Below are 15,913 nucleotides of genomic sequence, written 5' to 3'. Positions count from 1 at the left end.
TGTCCGGAGCGGACGTCCGTCCCCTCCGGTGTGGCACCGGACCGCGGCCTCGGTCCGGCGTCCCGTCCTCCACAGACTGCCTCGCGCCGTTGTCGGACGCGAGCCGTACTCTGGGGCCCATGCAGACCTCGGCGGACCGGCAGGACCGGCACCAGTACCCCGCCCACTGGGAGGCGGACGTGGTGCTGCGCGACGGTGGCACCGCACGCATCAGGCCCATCACCGTTGATGACGCCGACCGCCTGGTCAGTTTCTACGAGCAGGTCTCGGACGAGTCGAAGTACTACCGCTTCTTCGCGCCGTACCCGCGGCTCTCCGCCAAGGACGTCCACCGCTTCACGCACCACGACTTTGTGGACCGGGTGGGACTCGCGGCCACCATCGGCGGCGAGTTCATCGCCACCGTACGCTATGACCGCATCGGCACCGACGGCATGCCCGCGTCCGCGCCCGCCGACGAGGCCGAGGTCGCCTTCCTGGTGCAGGACGCCCACCAGGGCCGCGGGGTCGCCTCCGCCCTGCTGGAGCACATCGGGGCCGTCGCGCGCGAGCGGGGCATCCGTCGCTTCGCCGCCGAGGTGCTGCCCGCCAACACCAAGATGATCAAGGTGTTCACGGACGCGGGCTACACCCAGAAGCGCAGCTTCGAGGACGGCGTCGTCCGCCTGGAGTTCGACCTCGAACCCACCGACCGCTCCCTCGCCGTGCAGCGCGCGCGGGAGCAGCGCGCCGAGGCCCGTTCCGTACGGCGGCTCCTCGCGCCCGGCTCCGTCGCCGTCGTCGGCGTCGGCCGCGCCCCCGGCGGGGTGGGCCGCGGCGTCCTCGGCAACCTCCGCGACGCCGGCTACCCCGGCCGCCTGCACGCCGTGAACAAAGCCTTCCCGGACGGCCTCAAGGAGGTCGACGGGGTGCCCGCGCACCGCTCGGTGCGGGACATCGACGGGCCGGTCGACCTGGCCGTCGTCGCCGTACCGGCCGCGCACGTGCCCGCCGTGGTCGCCGAGTGCGGGGAGCACGGCGTCCAGGGGCTCGTCGTGCTCTCCGCCGGCTACGCCGAGAGCGGGCCCGAGGGGCGCGAGCGGCAACGGGCCCTCGTGCGGGCCGCGCGCGCGTACGGCATGCGGATCATCGGCCCGAACGCCTTCGGCATCATCAACACCGCCCGGGACGTCCGGCTGAACGCCTCGCTCGCCCCCGAGATGCCCCGCCCCGGCCCCATCGGACTGTTCGCCCAGTCCGGTGCCATCGGCATCGCCCTGCTCTCCCGGCTGCACCGGCGCGGCGGAGGGGTCACCGGCGTCACCGGCGTCTCCACCTTCGTGTCCGCCGGCAACCGCGCGGACGTCTCCGGCAACGACGTCCTCCAGTACTGGTACGACGACCCCGAGACCGACGTCGTCCTCATGTACCTGGAGTCGATCGGCAACCCCCGCAAGTTCACCCGCCTCGCCCGGCGGACGGCGGCGGCCAAACCGCTCGTGGTGGTGCAGGGGACCGGCACGGCACCGCAGGGACACGCGGTACGGGCCACCCGGCTGCCGTACGAGACCGTCTCCGCGCTCCTCCGGCAGGCCGGTGTGATCCGGGTCGACACGATCACCGAGCTGGTCGACGCGGGCCTGCTGCTCGCGCGCCAGCCGCTGCCCGTCGGACCGCGCGTGGCCATCCTGGGCAACTCCGAGTCGCTGGGCGTGCTGACCTACGACCGGTGCCTCGCCGAGGGACTGCGGCCCGCGCGGCCGGTCGACCTGACGACCGGGGCGACGGCGGAGGACTTCCACCGGGCGCTCGCCGCCGCGCTGTCCGACGGCACGAACGACGCCGTCGTCGTCACGGCGATCCCCGCGATAGGGGAGAGCTCGCCCGGGGACGCCGAACTGGCGGAGGCGCTGCGGTCGGCCGCGGCGGCGGTGCCGGGCAAGCCGGTGCTCGTGGTGCACGTGGAGCTGGGGGGACTGGCGGAAGCGCTGTCGGCGGCGGCGAGCACCGCACCGGGAGCCGTCGAGAAGGCGCCCGGCACCGAGGGCGCGGCTGCCCCCGCCCCGCTCACCACCCCGCCCGAGGGCACCCACCTCATCCCCGCCTACCCCGCCGCCGAACGGGCCGTCCGCGCCCTCGCCGAAGCCGTGAAGTACGCGCAGTGGCGGCGGGAGGCGGCCGATCCCGGGAAGGTGCCGGAGTACGACGACATCGACGAGAAGGGGGCCGCCCGGCTGATCGGCGAGCTCCTCGCGCGCGGGCAGGGGCTCACCATCTCCGACGCGGAGACCTGTGAGCTGCTCGCCAAGTACGGCATACCCGTGCGCCGGGCCCTGCCCGCGCTCACCCCGGACGCCGCCGTCGAGGCCGCCCGCGCGCTCGGCTACCCGGTCGCCCTCAAGGCCACCGCCCCGCACCTCAGGCACCGCGCCGACCTGGGCGGTGTCCGCCTCGACCTCGCGGACGAGGAGCAACTGCTGCGGGCGTACGCCGAATTGACCGAGCTGTTCGGGCAGCCGGAGGAGCTGCGGCCGGTGGTGCAGGGCATGGCGCCGCGCGGCGTCGACACGGTCGTACGGGCCGTGATCGACCCGGCGGCCGGCGCCGTGCTGTCCTTCGGCCTCGCCGGGGCCGCCTCGCAGCTGCTCGGCGACATGGCCCACCGGCTCATCCCCGTCACCGACCGGGAGGCGACCGCGCTGGTGCGCTCGATCCGGACGGCACCGCTGCTGTTCGGCTGGCGCGGCTCCACCCCGGTGGACACCCCGGCCCTGGAGGAACTGCTGCTGCGGGTGTCGCGGCTGGTCGACGATCACCCGGAGGTGGTCGCGGTCACCCTGGAGCCGGTCGTCGTCGCCCCCCACGGCGCCAGCGTGCTCGGCGCCACCGTACGGCTCGCGCCGCCGCCCGCCCGTGACGACCTCGGCCCGCGCACCCTGCCGGCCTACTGAGCGGGGCGGGGGCCACATGGACACCGCCGCAGCGGGTGGGACGGGGACCATCGCCTGCGCACGCGGGGTGGCCGCACCCGCCCGCCGGATACGACAGACGGCCCGCGGACGCCGGGAACCGGGAGGCCGTGCCGGCGAAGCGCTGGGGTTCCGGCCGGGGCCCGTGCCGACGCCCCCGCGCGCCGACGTACGGGCCGGCACCGGTTGTGCGACTGGCCCGGACTCCCCTTGCCCACGGATTAGGATGGACGCCATGGCCAAGACCAGTACGACGACCCAGGGGCTGCGCGCGGCGATCGAGCGCAGCGGCTACTACCCGGCCCTCGTGGCCGAGGCGGTGGAGGCCGCAGTGGGCGGCGAGCCCATCCGGTCGTACCTGGTCCACCAGGAGACCACGTTCGACCAGAACGAGGTGCGCCGGCACGTCACCGTGCTGGTCCTGACCGGCAACCGCTTCATCGTCAGCCACACCGACGAGCAGGCCGCCGACAGCACCTCCCCGACGCCGTACGCCACCACCTCCACCGAGTCCGTGAAGCTCGACCGGATCTCCTCGGTCGTGGTCAGCCGGGTCGTCGCGAACCCCGAGCAGTACACGCCGGGCACCCTGCCCCGCGAGGTCGTGCTGACCATCGGCTGGGGCGCGGTCAGCCGCATCGACCTGGAGCCCGCCGCCTGCGGCGACCCCAACTGCGACGCCGACCACGGCTACACGGGCAGCTCCACGGCGGACGACCTCAGCCTGCGCGTCAGCGAGGCCGGGGACGGCCCGGAGACGGTGCGCCAGGCGCTCGCCTTCGCGCAGGCCATCTCGGAGGCGACCGCGGACGTCACGCGCTGATGTCCCAGCTCTCCGCCTGGGACCACCCGGAACCCCTCGCCCTCGACACCGCGCCGCTGCCCGAGTACGGCAGCGGCTCCCTCGCCGACCTGCTGCCCACCCTGGCCGCCGGCATGGGCGTGCCCGGCCTGACCGCCACGATCGGGGAACTGACCCCCGCCGACCGGGTCTGCGTCTTCCTGGTCGACGGCCTCGGCTGGGAGCAGCTGAGGGCGCACCCGGACGAGGCCCCGTTCCTGACCTCCCTGCTCGGCAGCTCACGCGGCGGCACCGGCCGCCCGCTCACCGCCGGCTACCCGGCGACCACCGCGACCTCCCTCGCCTCCGTCGGCACCGGCCTGCCGCCCGGCGCCCACGGCCTGCCCGGCTACGCCGTGCGCAACCCGGACACCGGCGCGCTGATGAACCAGCTCCGCTGGCAGCCGTACACCGAACCGCACACCTGGCAGCCGTACCCCACCGTCTTCGAGCTCGCCCACCGGGCCGGGGTGCACGCCGCCCAGGTGTCCTCGCCCGCCTTCCAGCACACCCCGCTCACCAAGGTGGCGCTCAGCGGCGGCAGCTTCCACGGACGGCTCACCGGCGAGGAGCGCATGGACCTCGCGGCCGGGCAACTGGCCGCCGCGGACCGCGCGCTGGTGTACACGTACTACGCCGAACTGGACGGTTCCGGACACCGCTACGGCATCGCCTCCGACACCTGGCGCGGCCAGCTGATGTACGTCGACCGGCTCGTCCAGCGCCTCGCGGAACAACTGCCGCCCCGCAGCGCCCTCTACGTCACCGCCGACCACGGCATGGTCGACATCCCGTTCGACGAGCGGCACCGCATCGACTTCGACGAGGACTGGGAACTGCGCGCCGGGGTCGCCCTGCTGGGCGGCGAGGGCCGCGCCCGGCACGTGTACGCGGTGCCGGGCGCCGAGAACGACGTGCTGACGGTGTGGCGCGAGGTGCTCGGGGAGCAGTTCTGGGTGGCCTCGCGGGACGAGGCCGTCGCGGCCGGCTGGTTCGGACGGCCCGGCGAGTGCGACGAGCGCGTGTACCCGCGGATCGGGGACGTGGTCGCCGCCGCGCACGACGACGTCCTGATCATCGCGTCCGAACGGGAGCCCAAGGAGTCGGCGCTGGTCGGCAACCACGGCTCGATGACCCCGGCCGAGCAGCTGGTCCCGCTGCTCGAAGTACGCTCCTGAACCGTCCCCGCCCCCCGTCTTCCGCGACTCGCCGAAAGGTGCTCAACTCCTCATGCCCGAGCTGGTGTTCTTCTCCGGAACGATGGACTGCGGGAAGTCGACGCTGGCTCTGCAGATCGAGCACAACCGTTCCGCGCGCGGCCTGGCCGGCATGATCTTCACCCGGGACGACCGCGCCGGCGAGGGCAAGCTGTCCTCCCGGCTGGGCCTGGTGACGGACGCGGTGGAGGTCGAGGACCGCCAGGACCTGTACGCCTATCTGGTGGACCACCTCTCGCGCGGCGGCCGGGCCGACTACGTGATCGCGGACGAGGCGCAGTTCCTCGCCCCCGAGCAGATCGACCAGCTCGCGCGCGTGGTGGACGATCTCGGCCTGGACGTCTTCGCCTTCGGCATCACCACCGACTTCCGCTCCAAGCTGTTCCCCGGCTCCCAGCGGCTGGTGGAGCTGGCCGACCGGATCGAGGTGCTCCAGGTGGAGGCGCTGTGCTGGTGCGGCGCCCGCGCCACGCACAACGCCCGCACGATAGACGGTGAGATGGTGGTCGAGGGCGCCCAGGTGGTCGTCGGCGACGTCAACCAGTCGGCGGGCCAGGTCGGCTACGAGGTGCTGTGCCGGCGCCACCACCGGCGCCGGATGACCGCGGCGACGGCCCGCGCGGCGGCCCTGTCCCCGGACGTGCTGCCCGTGGCGCCCTCCGGAGCCCCCTGACCGCTCAGCGCGGCTCCTGGACCACCGAGAACTCGGCGCCCTCCGGGTCCGCCACCGTCGCCAGCCGCCCGTGCGGGCCGTCGTGGGCCGGCTTGAGGATGCGGCCGCCCAGGCCGGTGACCTGCCGGAGCGTTTCGGCGAGGTCGGCCACCTCGAAGTACGTCCGCCAGTACGGCCCCCGGTCCCGGGGCAGCGCGTGGCCCACGCCGTGCAGCCCCGCCACCGGACGGCCGTCGAGGCGCAGGGTCAGGTAGTCGAAGTCGGCGGAGACCACCGGCTCCTCCTCGTAGCCGAACACGCTCCGGTAGAACTTGGCGACGCTCTCCGTCTCCAGGGTGACCAGTTCGTTCCAGACGGGCGTGCCGGGGACGCCGGTGACCGGCGTGCCGAGGTGCACGGAGCCCTGCCAGATCCCGAACACCGCGCCGGAGGGGTCGGAGGCGATGGCCATCCGTCCGGCCTCGGCGGCGTCCAGCGGCCCGACGGCCAGCGTGCCGCCGCACAGCCGTACGGTGTCCGCGGTGCGGTCCACGTCGTCCGAGGCGAAGTACGGCGTCCAGGCGACCGGCAGCCGGCGGTCCGGCGGCAACTGGCCCATGCCGGCGACCTCGTGTCCGTCCAGCAGCGCCCGCACATACGGCCCGAGCTGCTGCGGGCCCGGCAGGAACTCCCAGCCGAACAGCTCACCGTAGAACTCCTCGGTGGCGTCCAACGCGTGCACCATCAGGCTCACCCAGCAGGGTGTGCCGGGCACACGCCGCGCGTGCGGACCGGCCGGCTCCCGTGCCTCGGTCATCGATCACTCTCTCCCCGGCCCCTCGTGGTGGCCGTGTCGCTTCCGCTCCCCGGAAGGGTGTCCGCGCTGGTGGCGCGTACGCCCGTGCCGGCGACCGCGTCCTTCGGGGTGCCGCGGGGCCGTACCGCGCCGCTCGCCCGTACCTCCGGAAGGATGCCCGGTCTGCCGTCTTTCGCCGTTTCTTGACGATGGCCGGCGGGTGTCCGTCGGCAGTACAGCACGTGCACGATCACCTACGTGCTGTGATCGAGGCTGTCCGGCCGAGCAGAGTAGCGGGACCTGGACGCCGCGGCCACCCCTGGCGTAAGGATGGACGCCATGACAGCCATCATCACCGCATCCGAACTCGCACACGAGCTGACCGCCGGCGACCCGCCGGTGCTGCTGGACGTGCGCTGGCAGCTGAGCACGGCGAAGGCGGGCGCGCCGCCCTTCGACGGGCGGGCCGAGTACGCGGCCGGTCACCTCCCCGGCGCGGTCTTCGTCGACCTGGACCGCGAGCTGGCCGCCGCGCCCGGCGTGCACGGCCGGCACCCGCTGCCCGATCTGGCGGAGTTCGGTGCCGCGATGCGCCGCGCGGGCGTGTCGGCGGGTCGGACGGTCGTGGTGTACGACGCCGGCCAGGGCTGGGCCGCCGCGCGCGCGTGGTGGCTGCTGCGCTGGACGGGTCACCCGGACGTGCGGGTGCTCGACGGAGGGTTGCCGTCCTGGGAGGGCGAGCTGTCCACCGAGGTGCCGGCCCCTGCCGAGGGCGACTTCGAGCCGGTGCCGGGCGCGCCGGGGCTGCTGGACGCGGACGGTGCCGCGGCACTCGCCCGCACGGGTGTGCTGCTGGACGCGCGCGCGGGGGAGCGGTACCGCGGTGAGGTCGAGCCGATCGACCGGGTCGGCGGGCACATTCCGGGCGCGGTGTCGGCGCCGACTGCGGAGAACGTGGGCCCGGACGGCCGTTTCCTGCCCGCGGCGGAGCTGAGGGACCGCTTCAAGGCCCTGGGGGTGTCCGAGGACACCGAGGTGGGCGTGTACTGCGGTTCGGGCGTCTCCGCCGCCCACGAGGTCCTCGCGCTGGCGGTGGCGGGCATTCCGGCCGCCCTGTACGTCGGTTCCTGGTCCGAGTGGTCCGCGGACCCGTCCCGGCCGGTGGCGGTGGGGGCGGACCCGCAGTAGCCGGACAGCCGGGAGAGGGGGCACGCGCGCGTGCCCCCTCTTCGGCGGAACCGTCCTACTCCTGCTTCTTGCGGCGCGTGCCGAACACGATCTCGTCCCAGCTCGGGACGGCGGCGCGGCGGCCGGGGCGGACGCCGTCGGCCTCGGCCTGGCGGTCGGTCGCGCCGATGAGCCGGTCGCGGTGGCTGCCGACGGAGCGCGGCATCAGGACGTCCGCGTAGGCGGAGCCGGCGGACGCGGCGGGTGCCGGCGGTTCCTCGGCGGCGGGCTCCTCCTCGGCGTCCTCCGAGGGCTCCGACGGGCGTTCCGGGACCACCAGGTCCCCCCGGAAGCTCGGCACGGCCTCCAGCAGGCTGGTCAGCGAGTCGCGTTCGCCCGTGCTCTCCTCGGCCGGCTCCGGCGACTGCGCGGGCAGACTGGGCCGTTCCCGGTCGCTGCGTTCGAGAGCGCGGTCCATGGTGCGCTCGCGCGGCAGCCGGGCGATCCGCGGGACGAACGGGAAGCTCGGCTCCGGCACGGCGAGGTCGTCGGACTCGCCGATCAGCGACCGCGCCTCGTCGTCGACGGCCTGGACGAGCCGCCGGGGCGGGTCGTACGTCCAGCTCGCCGAGTGCGGTTCACCCGCGACCCGATAGACGAGGAGCACTTCCCAGGTGCCGTCGTCGCGGCGCCAGGAGTCCCACTGCACGGTGTCCTTCTCGGCGCCGCGCAGCAGCAGCCGCTCCTGCACGGCCTCGCCGAGCAGCGGGCCGGAGTTCTCGCCGGGGCGGCGGACCGGGGTCTTGCGGGCCCGCTCGGCCATGAAGGCGCGTTCGGCCAGCACCGGCCCCTCGAAGCGCCGTACCCGGTCGACGGGGATGCCGGCGAGCTGCGCGACCTCTTCCGCCGTGGCACCGGCCCGTATCCGCGCCTGGATGTCGCGCGGCCGCAGATGGCTCTCGACCTCGATCTCGATCTGGCCGAGGCGGGGCCGGTCGCCGCGGACGGCGGCGCGCAGCCGTTCGTCGATCGGAAGCGTGTACTCCGTAGAGTCGGCAGCCTTCAGCACCAGCCGTGTGCCGTCATTCGAGACGGCCACGACACGCAGTTCGGGCATGGGGACCTCCCGGGTGGTGCCTGCCGACGTCACGTGCGTCGCTGCTTCCGCTAGTCGAGTGTGGCCTGCCCGGGTGCAGCCTGCCACAACCTTGCCGAGTTGCCCGGCGTGTCGGGCACGGGCCCTGGACCGCCGTTATGGCACGGTTACCTGTTCGCAACGCTAAGTGACCAACTGCGTCACCCTGTGCAACTAGCCCCCTCCCGGCGATCCTGCAAGGCCGCGGGCACCCTGACGGGAGACCGGACCCAGGGCTCGCAACAGTACTCCATTCGGACCACGTGCGTGGATTGGCGCGCCGCCCAACTTCTGGCAAGGGGTGCGACTTGGCCGTCCGCAAGCGGTTTTGTGGATCATGAACGTGGCGAACTTCACGCAATCGCCAGAAACGGAACTAATGGTTTCGTTCGTACGTCCCTTTCTCGTGTGGTCGGCCGGCCAATGTCGGCAACTGCGGCAAGTGCTCCAAGAGGTGCGGGAAAGGCAGGCAAGTCCCGGGTATGCGTGAGACGCCCGATACGGGTCGGAAGCGGATCGACCTGAACGTCCCCCAGGTCGCGGGCAGCGCCCTCGCGGCGGTGGTGGCGGCCAAACTGGCCTCGTACTTCGGGGTGTACGGCACGATCCTCGGCGCCGGCGTCGTCAGCATCGTCGCCACCTGCGGCGGATCGGTCTTCCAGCACTTCTTCAAGCGGACCGGGGAGCAGCTCCGGGAGAAGACCGTGGTGGCGGCCCGGCCGCAGGAGGACCGGGGAGCGCGGGTACCGGGGCGGCGGAGGTCCCTGCCGCCGGGCGAGTTCACCGAGGGCACCGTCTACCGCGCGCGGGCCACGGGCCGCCGCCGGCCGCTGGTCGCCGCCGCTCTGGTCTTCGGGGTCACGCTGGCCGGCATCACGGCGTACGAGCTGGTCTCCGGGAACAGCTTCAGCGGCGGTACGGGCACGACGGTCAGCGACGCGGTCACCGGCCGGGGCTCCTCCGGCGCCGCGTCCGGCCGGACGCCGGCCCCTTCGCGCACCACCTCCCCGGAGCACACGCCGTCCACCGGCGACGGCACGGGTCACGGCACGTCCCCGGCGCCCGGCGGCTCACCCGGCGGCCGGCCGACCGGGCAGCCGGACGCCGAGCGGAGCGGGGAACCGGGCGGCGGCCCGGCGACTCCGGTCCCCACGCCCAGTGCCCCCAGCGCGTCCGCCACGACGCCTACGCCCCCAGAACCCTCCGCAGATAGTCGTTCTGGAACAGCCTCTCCGGGTCCAGACGGTCCCGCAGCGCCGTGAACTCGCCGAAGCGCGGGTACACCCGGGAGAAGTACTCCGCGTCCCGCGTGTGCACCTTGCCCCAGTGCGGGCGCCCTTCGTGCGCGGTGAAGATCCGCTCGGCGGCCGTGAAGTACGCCTGGTACGGCGTGCCCCGGAACATGTGGACGGCGATGTAGGCGCTGTCCCGGCCGGAGGCGGTGGACAGGGTGATGTCGTCGGCCGGCGCGGTGCGCACCTCGACCGGGAAACTGACGCGCAGCCCGGAGCGGTCCACCATGGCCTTCAGTGCGCGCAGCGTCTCCACCAGGGCCGCGCGCGGGACGGCGTACTCCATCTCCACGAAGCGCACCCGGCGCGGTGAGGTGTAGACCCGGTACGGGATGTCCGTGTACGTCCGCGCGGACAGGGCCCTGCTGGAGACCTGCGCGATCGCCGGAACGGTCGCCGGGACCGCGCGGCCGACCCACTGGGCCACCTGGAAGACGCCGTTGGAGAGGAACTCGTCCTCGAACCAGCCCGCGAGCCGGCCCACCGGCTGCTCGGGGCCGGCGCTGCGGTTGTTCCGCTTGGTGTTGGTGTTGCCGGTGTGCGGGAACCAGTAGAACTCGAAGTGTTCGTTCTCGGCCCACAGCTGGTCGAACTCGGCGAGGACCCGCTCGAAGGACATGGGTTCCTCGCGCGCGGTGAGCAGGAAGAGCGGCTCCACGGCGAAGGTGATCGCGGTGACGACGCCCAGGGCGCCGAGGCCGATGCGGGCCGCCGCGAAGACCTCCGGGTTCTCCTTCTCGGAACAGGTGAGCACCGAGCCGTCGGCCGTGACCAGTTCCAGTGCCTTGATCTGGGCGGCGATGGAGCCCGACGTGCGGCCGGTGCCGTGGGTGCCCGTGCTGGTGGCCCCCGACACTGTCTGCTCCATGATGTCGCCCATGTTGGTGAGCGAGAGGCCCTCGCGCGCGAGGGCGGCGTTGAGTCTCTTGAGCGGAGTGCCCGCCTCCGCCGTGACCGTCATGGACGCCCGGTCGATGGTGCGTATACCGGTCAACAGTTGAGGGCGTATCAACACACCGTCGGTGACGGCGATCGAGGTGAAGGAGTGCCCGGTGCCGACCGCCTTCACCTTCAGGCCGTCCTCCCGGGCCCGGAGCACCGCACCGGCCAGCTCCTCCACGGAGGCCGGCGTGACCTGCCGGGCGGGCCGGGCGGAGACAGTGCCGCCCCAGTTACGCCAGGTGCCGTTCTTCCCGCTCGCTGTGCTGCTCAACGGTGCCTCCCCGACCCGCGGCCGGCCTGCGCAGCCGGCGGTACCCGAGGAAACCGACCGCGACCGCGACGGCCCCGGACACGGCCGGAACCCCGTACCCGGCCCGTGCCCCGGCCGCGTCGATCACCCAGCCGGCCACGGAGGAGCCGGCCGCGATGCCGACGGCGAGGCCGGTGCTCACCCAGGTCATGCCCTCGGTGAGCTGCGCGCGCGGTACGTGCTCTTCGATGAGGGACATCGTCGTGATCATCGTCGGTGCGATGGACAGCCCCGCCACGAACAGCGCCACGGCCAGAAGCGGCAGGTTTCCGACCAGTAGGAGGGGGATCATACTCACGGCCATCGCCGCCACGCCCAGCAACCAGCGTCGCTCGGGCGCACCGCTCAGGCGCAGCAGTCCGAAGACCACGCCGGCGACGCACGAACCGGCCGCGTACAGCGCCAGGACCAGGCTCGCGGCGCCCTTGTGGCCGCGCTCGTCGGCGAAGGCGACGGTGACCACGTCCACGGCTCCGAAGATCGCGCCGGTCGCCGCGAAGGTCGCCACCAGCACCTGGAGCCCCGGCGCGCGCAGGGCGCTGCCGCCGCCCCGCCGCTCGCGCGGATGCGGTTCCGGCTCGGTGGCGCGCTGGGAGGTCAGCCACAGCACGCCGGCCAGCAAGAAGCAGGCGGCGAGCAGTGGGCCCGCCTCCGGGAACCAGGCCGTGGACAGGCCGATGGAGAGGATCGGCCCGAAGATGAAGCACACCTCGTCGACGACCGACTCGAACGAGTAGGCGGTGTGCAGCTTCGGGGTGCCCCGGTACAGCGCGGCCCAGCGGGCCCGGATCATCGCGCCCAGGCTCGGCACCGAGCCGATCCCGGCCGCGGAGACGAACAGCACCCAGTCCGGCCACCCGAAGTGGGCGGCGAGCAGCAGCCCGGCCGCCGCGAGCAGGGCCACCAGGGTCGCGGGGCGCAGCACCCGGCGCTGCCCGTGCCGGTCCACCAGGCGGGAGATCTGCGGGCCGATCGCCGCGGCGGACAGCGCGACGGTGGCCGACAGGGCGCCCGCCAGGCCGTAGCGCCCGGTGAGCTGGGAGACCATCGTGACGACGCCGATGCCCATCATCGACAACGGCATCCGCCCGATGAATCCCGCGGCGGAGAAGGCCTTGGTGCCGGGCTCGGCGAACAGGGCTCTGTAGGGGCTGGGCACGTGGTCTCCGAAGCGGATCAGTAAGGCGCGAATGCGGCTCATACAGCTTACGAGTTAGGGCAACCTAATCGCACTCGATATGACCGCTGGACAAACAGCAACGAATCGGCCGGTAGTCGACTTTTCACCCCCGCTGTTTCCCCGCTGTCGGTGCCTGGTGGGAGGATCGACCCATGCCAGACGCGCTCGATCCCACCCCGTACGACGCCCTGCTCCTGCTCTCCTTCGGCGGCCCCGAAGGGCCGGACGACGTGGTCCCGTTCCTGGAGAACGTCACGCGCGGGCGCGGTATCCCCAAGGAACGTCTCAAGGAGGTCGGGCAGCACTACTTCCTGTTCGGCGGGGTCAGCCCCATCAACGCCCAGAACCGCGCCCTGCTGGACGCCCTGCGCAAGGACTTCGCCGAGCACGGCCTGGACCTGCCGGTCTACTGGGGCAACCGCAACTGGGCGCCGTACCTGACGGACACCCTGCGCGAGATGGTCGCCGACGGCCGTCGCCGCGTCCTGGTCCTCGCCACCAGCGCCTACGCCTCCTACTCGGGCTGCCGCCAGTACCGGGAGAACCTCGCCGACGCGCTGGCCGCCCTGGAGGCCGAGGGCCTGGAGCTGCCGAGGATCGACAAGCTGCGGCACTACTTCAACCACCCCGGCTTCGTCGAACCCATGATCGACGGTGTGCTGCGCTCCCTCGCCGACCTCCCCGAGGACGTCCGCGCGGGTGCCCACATCGCCTTCACCACCCACTCCATCCCGACCTCCGCCGCCGACACCTCCGGCCCCGTCGAGGCCCACGGCGAGGGCGGCGCCTACGTCGAGCAGCACCTGGACGTGGCCCGGCTGATCGCCGACGCCGTCCGCGAGCGCACCGGCGCCGACCACCCCTGGCGGCTCGTCTACCAGTCCCGCTCCGGCGCCCCGCACATCCCCTGGCTGGAGCCGGACATCTGCGACCACCTGGAGGAGCGGCACGCCGCCGGTGTCCCGGCCGTCGTCATGGCCCCCATCGGCTTCGTCTCCGACCACATGGAGGTCCTCTACGACCTCGACACCGAGGCGACGGCCAAGGCCGCGGAGCTGGGCCTGCCGGTGCGCCGCTCGGCCACCGTGGGCGCCGACCCGCGGTTCGCCGCCGCCGTCCGCGAGCTGATCGTGGAGCGCGCCGCCGTGGAACGCGGCCAGGAGACCGCCCCCTGCGCCCTGGGCGCGCTCGGCCCCAGCCACCACGTCTGCCCGGTCGGCTGCTGCCCGGCCCGCGCCCCGCGCCCCGCCGCCGCGGGCGCCGACAGCCCCTACGCGTGAGGAGACCCGTGACCGACGCCCTGCACCGGGACCTGCTCGGACTGGCCCAGGAGGCCGCCCGCCGCGCCGGCGCGCTGCTGCGCGACGGCCGCCCCGCCGACCTGGCCGTGGCGAAGACCAAGTCCAGCCCCATCGACGTCGTCACCGAGATGGACATCGCGGCGGAGAAGCTGATCACCGATCTGATCTCCGGGCAGCGCCCCGACGACGGCTTCCTCGGCGAGGAGGGAGCCTCCGTCGAGGGCACGAGCGGCATCCGCTGGGTGATCGACCCGCTGGACGGCACCGTCAACTACCTGTACGGCCTGCCGACCTGGGCGGTGTCCATCGCCGCCGAGCAGGACGGCGAGACCGTCGTCGGGGTCGTCGCCGCTCCGATGCGCGGCGAGACGTACCACGCGGTGCGCGGCGGCGGCGCGTGGGCCACGGGCGCGTGGCAGGGCGAGCGGGCGCTCGCCTGCCGGCCCGCGCCCCCGCTGGACCAAGCCCTGGTCTCCACCGGCTTCAACTACGTCACCGAGGTCCGCGCCCACCAGGCCGGGATCGCCGCGCGGCTGATCCCCCTCCTGCGGGACATCCGGCGCGGCGGTTCGGCGGCGATCGACCTGTGCGACGTGGCCTGCGGCCGGCTCGACGGGTACTACGAGCGGGGGCTCAACGCGTGGGACTTCGCGGCGGGGGACCTCATCGCCCGGGAGGCCGGTGCGCTGACCGGTGGACGGCCCGGTGAGCGGCCGTCGCGGGATCTGACCGTGGCCGGGTCGCCGGGCGTCTTCGAGCCCCTCCAGCGGCTGCTGGAGGACTTCGGCGCCTGGCACGACTGACCCGGGTCGAGCGGGCACACGAAGGGACCCCGGCGCTGGATTCGCCGGGGTCCCTCCGCGTGCCCTGCCGGGCCGTTCAGACGCGTGACGCGCCGACCTCCACACCGTGTTCGGCGGCGAGGCGTTGCAGGTCTTCGAGTTCTGCCTGCTCCACCTCGGCGAGGAAGTCGTCGCCCTCGTCACGAGCCCGAGACAGGTCGGACTCGGTCGCCCTTATGCGCTGCAGAAGTCCTGCGGTGAAAGCGTCCATGCTGCGCCCCCTCGTCCAGGGTCGTGGGTCGGTGGCACGGGGGTGTGCCGTTCAGAAGGGGCGATCACGTCTCTCGCGGGTGCCCAGCGCTGCCCGGGCTGGGCGGCGACGGTGCCGGACATCCGCGCCCGCTCTGCGAAGCGGAGGCCGAAGTACCGCATGGTGCTGCGGCACATGCAGAGCGTGATCGCGGGGTGTAAAGCCGTCCTCCCCCCGCTCCCCTCTGGAGAAACCTCAACCTGAGGAGAAAATCTCGTATTCCCGCCCCGGACCTCCGTTCCCGCGGTCCGGTCCAGCGGTCCGGACACCGCCTTACAGCCGACTTATGGCCGAAAAGGGCAGGATGGGGGTCACATCCACGGACACCCCTGCCCGCACGCGCCCGCGGCGCGTCCTCGCGGGTGGACACAGGAAGGACAAGCGACGTGCGCGTACTCGTCGTCGAGGACGAGCAGCTGCTCGCCGATGCGGTGGCCACCGGACTGCGCCGGGAGGCCATGGCCGTCGACGTCGTGTACGACGGTGCGGCCGCTCTGGAACGCATCGGCGTCAACGACTACGACGTGGTCGTCCTCGACCGCGACCTCCCGCTCGTCCACGGCGACGACGTCTGCCGCAAGATCGTCGAGCTGGGCATGGCCACGCGTGTGCTCATGCTCACCGCCTCCGGCGACGTCAGCGACCGCGTCGAGGGCCTGGAGATCGGCGCCGACGACTACCTGCCCAAGCCGTTCGCCTTCAGCGAGCTGATCGCGCGCGTCCGTGCCCTCGGCCGCCGGACCAGCGTGCCGCTGCCGCCGGTCCTGGAGCGCGCCGGCATCAAGCTCGACCCCAACCGCCGGGAGGTCTTCCGCGACGGCAAGGAGGTACAGCTCGCGCCCAAGGAGTTCGCGGTGCTGGAGGTGCTGATGCGCAGCGAGGGCGCCGTCGTCTCGGCGGAGCAGCTGCTGGAGAAGGCCTGGGACGAGAACACCGACCCGTTCACCAACGTGGTGCGCGTGACGGTGATGACCCTGCGCCGCAAGCTGGGCGAGCCGCCCGTCATCGTCACCGTCCCCGGCTCCGGCTACCGGATCTGA

14 protein-coding genes are annotated in these 15,913 nt (G+C 73.3%); 9 read left to right on the top strand and 5 right to left on the bottom strand.

The window, feature by feature from the left end:
- Positions 1-119 precede the first annotated feature (119 nt).
- From AB0947_RS02000 to AB0947_RS01985, 4 genes are all read left to right on the top strand, one after another.
- Positions 120-2,930, top strand: coding sequence for a GNAT family N-acetyltransferase (locus AB0947_RS02000; protein ID WP_366748334.1), 2,811 nt, complete (start codon positions 120-122; stop codon positions 2,928-2,930).
- Positions 2,931-3,174: 244 nt separating this feature from the next.
- Positions 3,175-3,771, top strand: coding sequence for a DUF5998 family protein (locus AB0947_RS01995; RefSeq protein ID WP_014675503.1), 597 nt, complete (start codon positions 3,175-3,177; stop codon positions 3,769-3,771).
- Complete coding sequence (locus AB0947_RS01990; RefSeq protein ID WP_366748333.1) at positions 3,771-4,967, top strand: nucleotide pyrophosphatase/phosphodiesterase family protein; 1,197 nt, start codon at positions 3,771-3,773, stop codon at positions 4,965-4,967. The genes AB0947_RS01995 and AB0947_RS01990 overlap by 1 nt, the downstream gene beginning before the upstream one ends.
- Before the next feature lie 52 nt (positions 4,968-5,019).
- Complete coding sequence (locus AB0947_RS01985) at positions 5,020-5,679, top strand: thymidine kinase (RefSeq protein WP_366748332.1); 660 nt, start codon at positions 5,020-5,022, stop codon at positions 5,677-5,679.
- 4 nt (positions 5,680-5,683) lie between these two features.
- On the opposite strand, the gene AB0947_RS01980 is transcribed toward AB0947_RS01985, so the two are convergent.
- Positions 5,684-6,475, bottom strand: a complete 792-nt coding sequence (locus tag AB0947_RS01980) for a VOC family protein (RefSeq protein ID WP_366748331.1) — start codon at positions 6,473-6,475, stop codon at positions 5,684-5,686.
- Positions 6,476-6,793: 318 nt separating this feature from the next.
- On the opposite strand from AB0947_RS01980, the gene AB0947_RS01975 reads away from it, so the two are divergent.
- Positions 6,794-7,642 carry a sulfurtransferase gene (locus AB0947_RS01975; protein WP_366748330.1) on the top strand — a complete coding sequence of 283 codons (849 nt, stop codon included), beginning with the start codon at positions 6,794-6,796 and terminating at the stop codon, positions 7,640-7,642.
- Between the two features lie 55 nt (positions 7,643-7,697).
- On the opposite strand, the gene sepH is transcribed toward AB0947_RS01975, so the two are convergent.
- Entirely contained in the window at positions 7,698-8,738 is a 1,041-nt protein-coding gene (gene sepH, locus AB0947_RS01970) for a septation protein SepH (protein WP_366748329.1), read from the bottom strand.
- A gap of 500 nt (positions 8,739-9,238) precedes the next feature.
- Here sepH and AB0947_RS01965 point away from each other — a divergent pair, with 500 nt between their 5' ends.
- The gene (locus AB0947_RS01965; protein ID WP_366748328.1) at positions 9,239-10,018 is read left to right on the top strand and encodes a hypothetical protein; all 780 of its coding nucleotides are present in this window, start codon (positions 9,239-9,241) and stop codon (positions 10,016-10,018) included.
- Here the strand turns inward: AB0947_RS01965 and AB0947_RS01960 are convergent.
- Both AB0947_RS01960 and AB0947_RS01955 read right to left on the bottom strand, forming a co-directional pair.
- Entirely contained in the window at positions 9,942-11,261 is a 1,320-nt protein-coding gene (locus AB0947_RS01960; RefSeq protein ID WP_366748327.1) for a D-arabinono-1,4-lactone oxidase, read from the bottom strand. The genes AB0947_RS01965 and AB0947_RS01960 overlap by 77 nt on opposite strands.
- Positions 11,221-12,459 carry an MFS transporter gene (locus tag AB0947_RS01955; protein ID WP_366748326.1) on the bottom strand — a complete coding sequence of 413 codons (1,239 nt, stop codon included), beginning with the start codon at positions 12,457-12,459 and terminating at the stop codon, positions 11,221-11,223. Before AB0947_RS01955 ends, AB0947_RS01960 begins: the two co-directional genes overlap by 41 nt.
- 173 nt (positions 12,460-12,632) lie before the next feature.
- Here AB0947_RS01955 and AB0947_RS01950 point away from each other — a divergent pair, with 173 nt between their 5' ends.
- Both AB0947_RS01950 and AB0947_RS01945 read left to right on the top strand, forming a co-directional pair.
- Complete coding sequence (locus AB0947_RS01950; protein ID WP_366748325.1) at positions 12,633-13,760, top strand: ferrochelatase; 1,128 nt, start codon at positions 12,633-12,635, stop codon at positions 13,758-13,760.
- A gap of 8 nt (positions 13,761-13,768) precedes the next feature.
- A complete protein-coding gene (locus AB0947_RS01945; protein ID WP_366748324.1) occupies positions 13,769-14,584 on the top strand; it encodes an inositol monophosphatase family protein in 816 nt (271 codons plus the stop codon).
- A gap of 76 nt (positions 14,585-14,660) precedes the next feature.
- On the opposite strand, the gene AB0947_RS01940 is transcribed toward AB0947_RS01945, so the two are convergent.
- Positions 14,661-14,834, bottom strand: a complete 174-nt coding sequence (locus AB0947_RS01940) for a hypothetical protein (RefSeq protein WP_366748323.1) — start codon at positions 14,832-14,834, stop codon at positions 14,661-14,663.
- Positions 14,835-15,259: 425 nt separating this feature from the next.
- Here AB0947_RS01940 and AB0947_RS01935 point away from each other — a divergent pair, with 425 nt between their 5' ends.
- A complete protein-coding gene (locus tag AB0947_RS01935; RefSeq protein ID WP_130438183.1) occupies positions 15,260-15,913 on the top strand; it encodes a response regulator transcription factor in 654 nt (217 codons plus the stop codon).

The sequence above is a fragment of the Streptomyces sp. NPDC047841 genome, from assembly GCF_040704085.1.
GTDB classification, from domain to species: domain Bacteria; phylum Actinomycetota; class Actinomycetes; order Streptomycetales; family Streptomycetaceae; genus Streptomyces; species Streptomyces argyrophylli.
The sequence above is the reverse complement of the archived record's forward strand: the minus strand, read 5'-3'. Positions and strand labels throughout refer to the sequence as shown.

Bases quoted from the DNA above. Each gene is read 5' to 3' on its own strand.
- AB0947_RS02000 (WP_366748334.1), top strand. From the start codon at position 120: ATGCAGACCTCGGCGGACCGGCAGGACCGGCACCAGTACCCCGCCCAC.
- AB0947_RS01995 (WP_014675503.1), top strand. From the start codon at position 3,175: ATGGACGCCATGGCCAAGACCAGTACGACGACCCAGGGGCTGCGCGCG.
- AB0947_RS01990 (WP_366748333.1), top strand. From the start codon at position 3,771: ATGTCCCAGCTCTCCGCCTGGGACCACCCGGAACCCCTCGCCCTCGAC.
- AB0947_RS01985 (WP_366748332.1), top strand. From the start codon at position 5,020: ATGCCCGAGCTGGTGTTCTTCTCCGGAACGATGGACTGCGGGAAGTCG.
- AB0947_RS01980 (WP_366748331.1), bottom strand. From the start codon at position 6,475: ATGACCGAGGCACGGGAGCCGGCCGGTCCGCACGCGCGGCGTGTGCCC.
- AB0947_RS01975 (WP_366748330.1), top strand. From the start codon at position 6,794: ATGACAGCCATCATCACCGCATCCGAACTCGCACACGAGCTGACCGCC.
- sepH (WP_366748329.1), bottom strand. From the start codon at position 8,738: ATGCCCGAACTGCGTGTCGTGGCCGTCTCGAATGACGGCACACGGCTG.
- AB0947_RS01965 (WP_366748328.1), top strand. From the start codon at position 9,239: ATGCGTGAGACGCCCGATACGGGTCGGAAGCGGATCGACCTGAACGTC.
- AB0947_RS01950 (WP_366748325.1), top strand. From the start codon at position 12,633: ATGCCAGACGCGCTCGATCCCACCCCGTACGACGCCCTGCTCCTGCTC.
- AB0947_RS01940 (WP_366748323.1), bottom strand. From the start codon at position 14,834: ATGGACGCTTTCACCGCAGGACTTCTGCAGCGCATAAGGGCGACCGAG.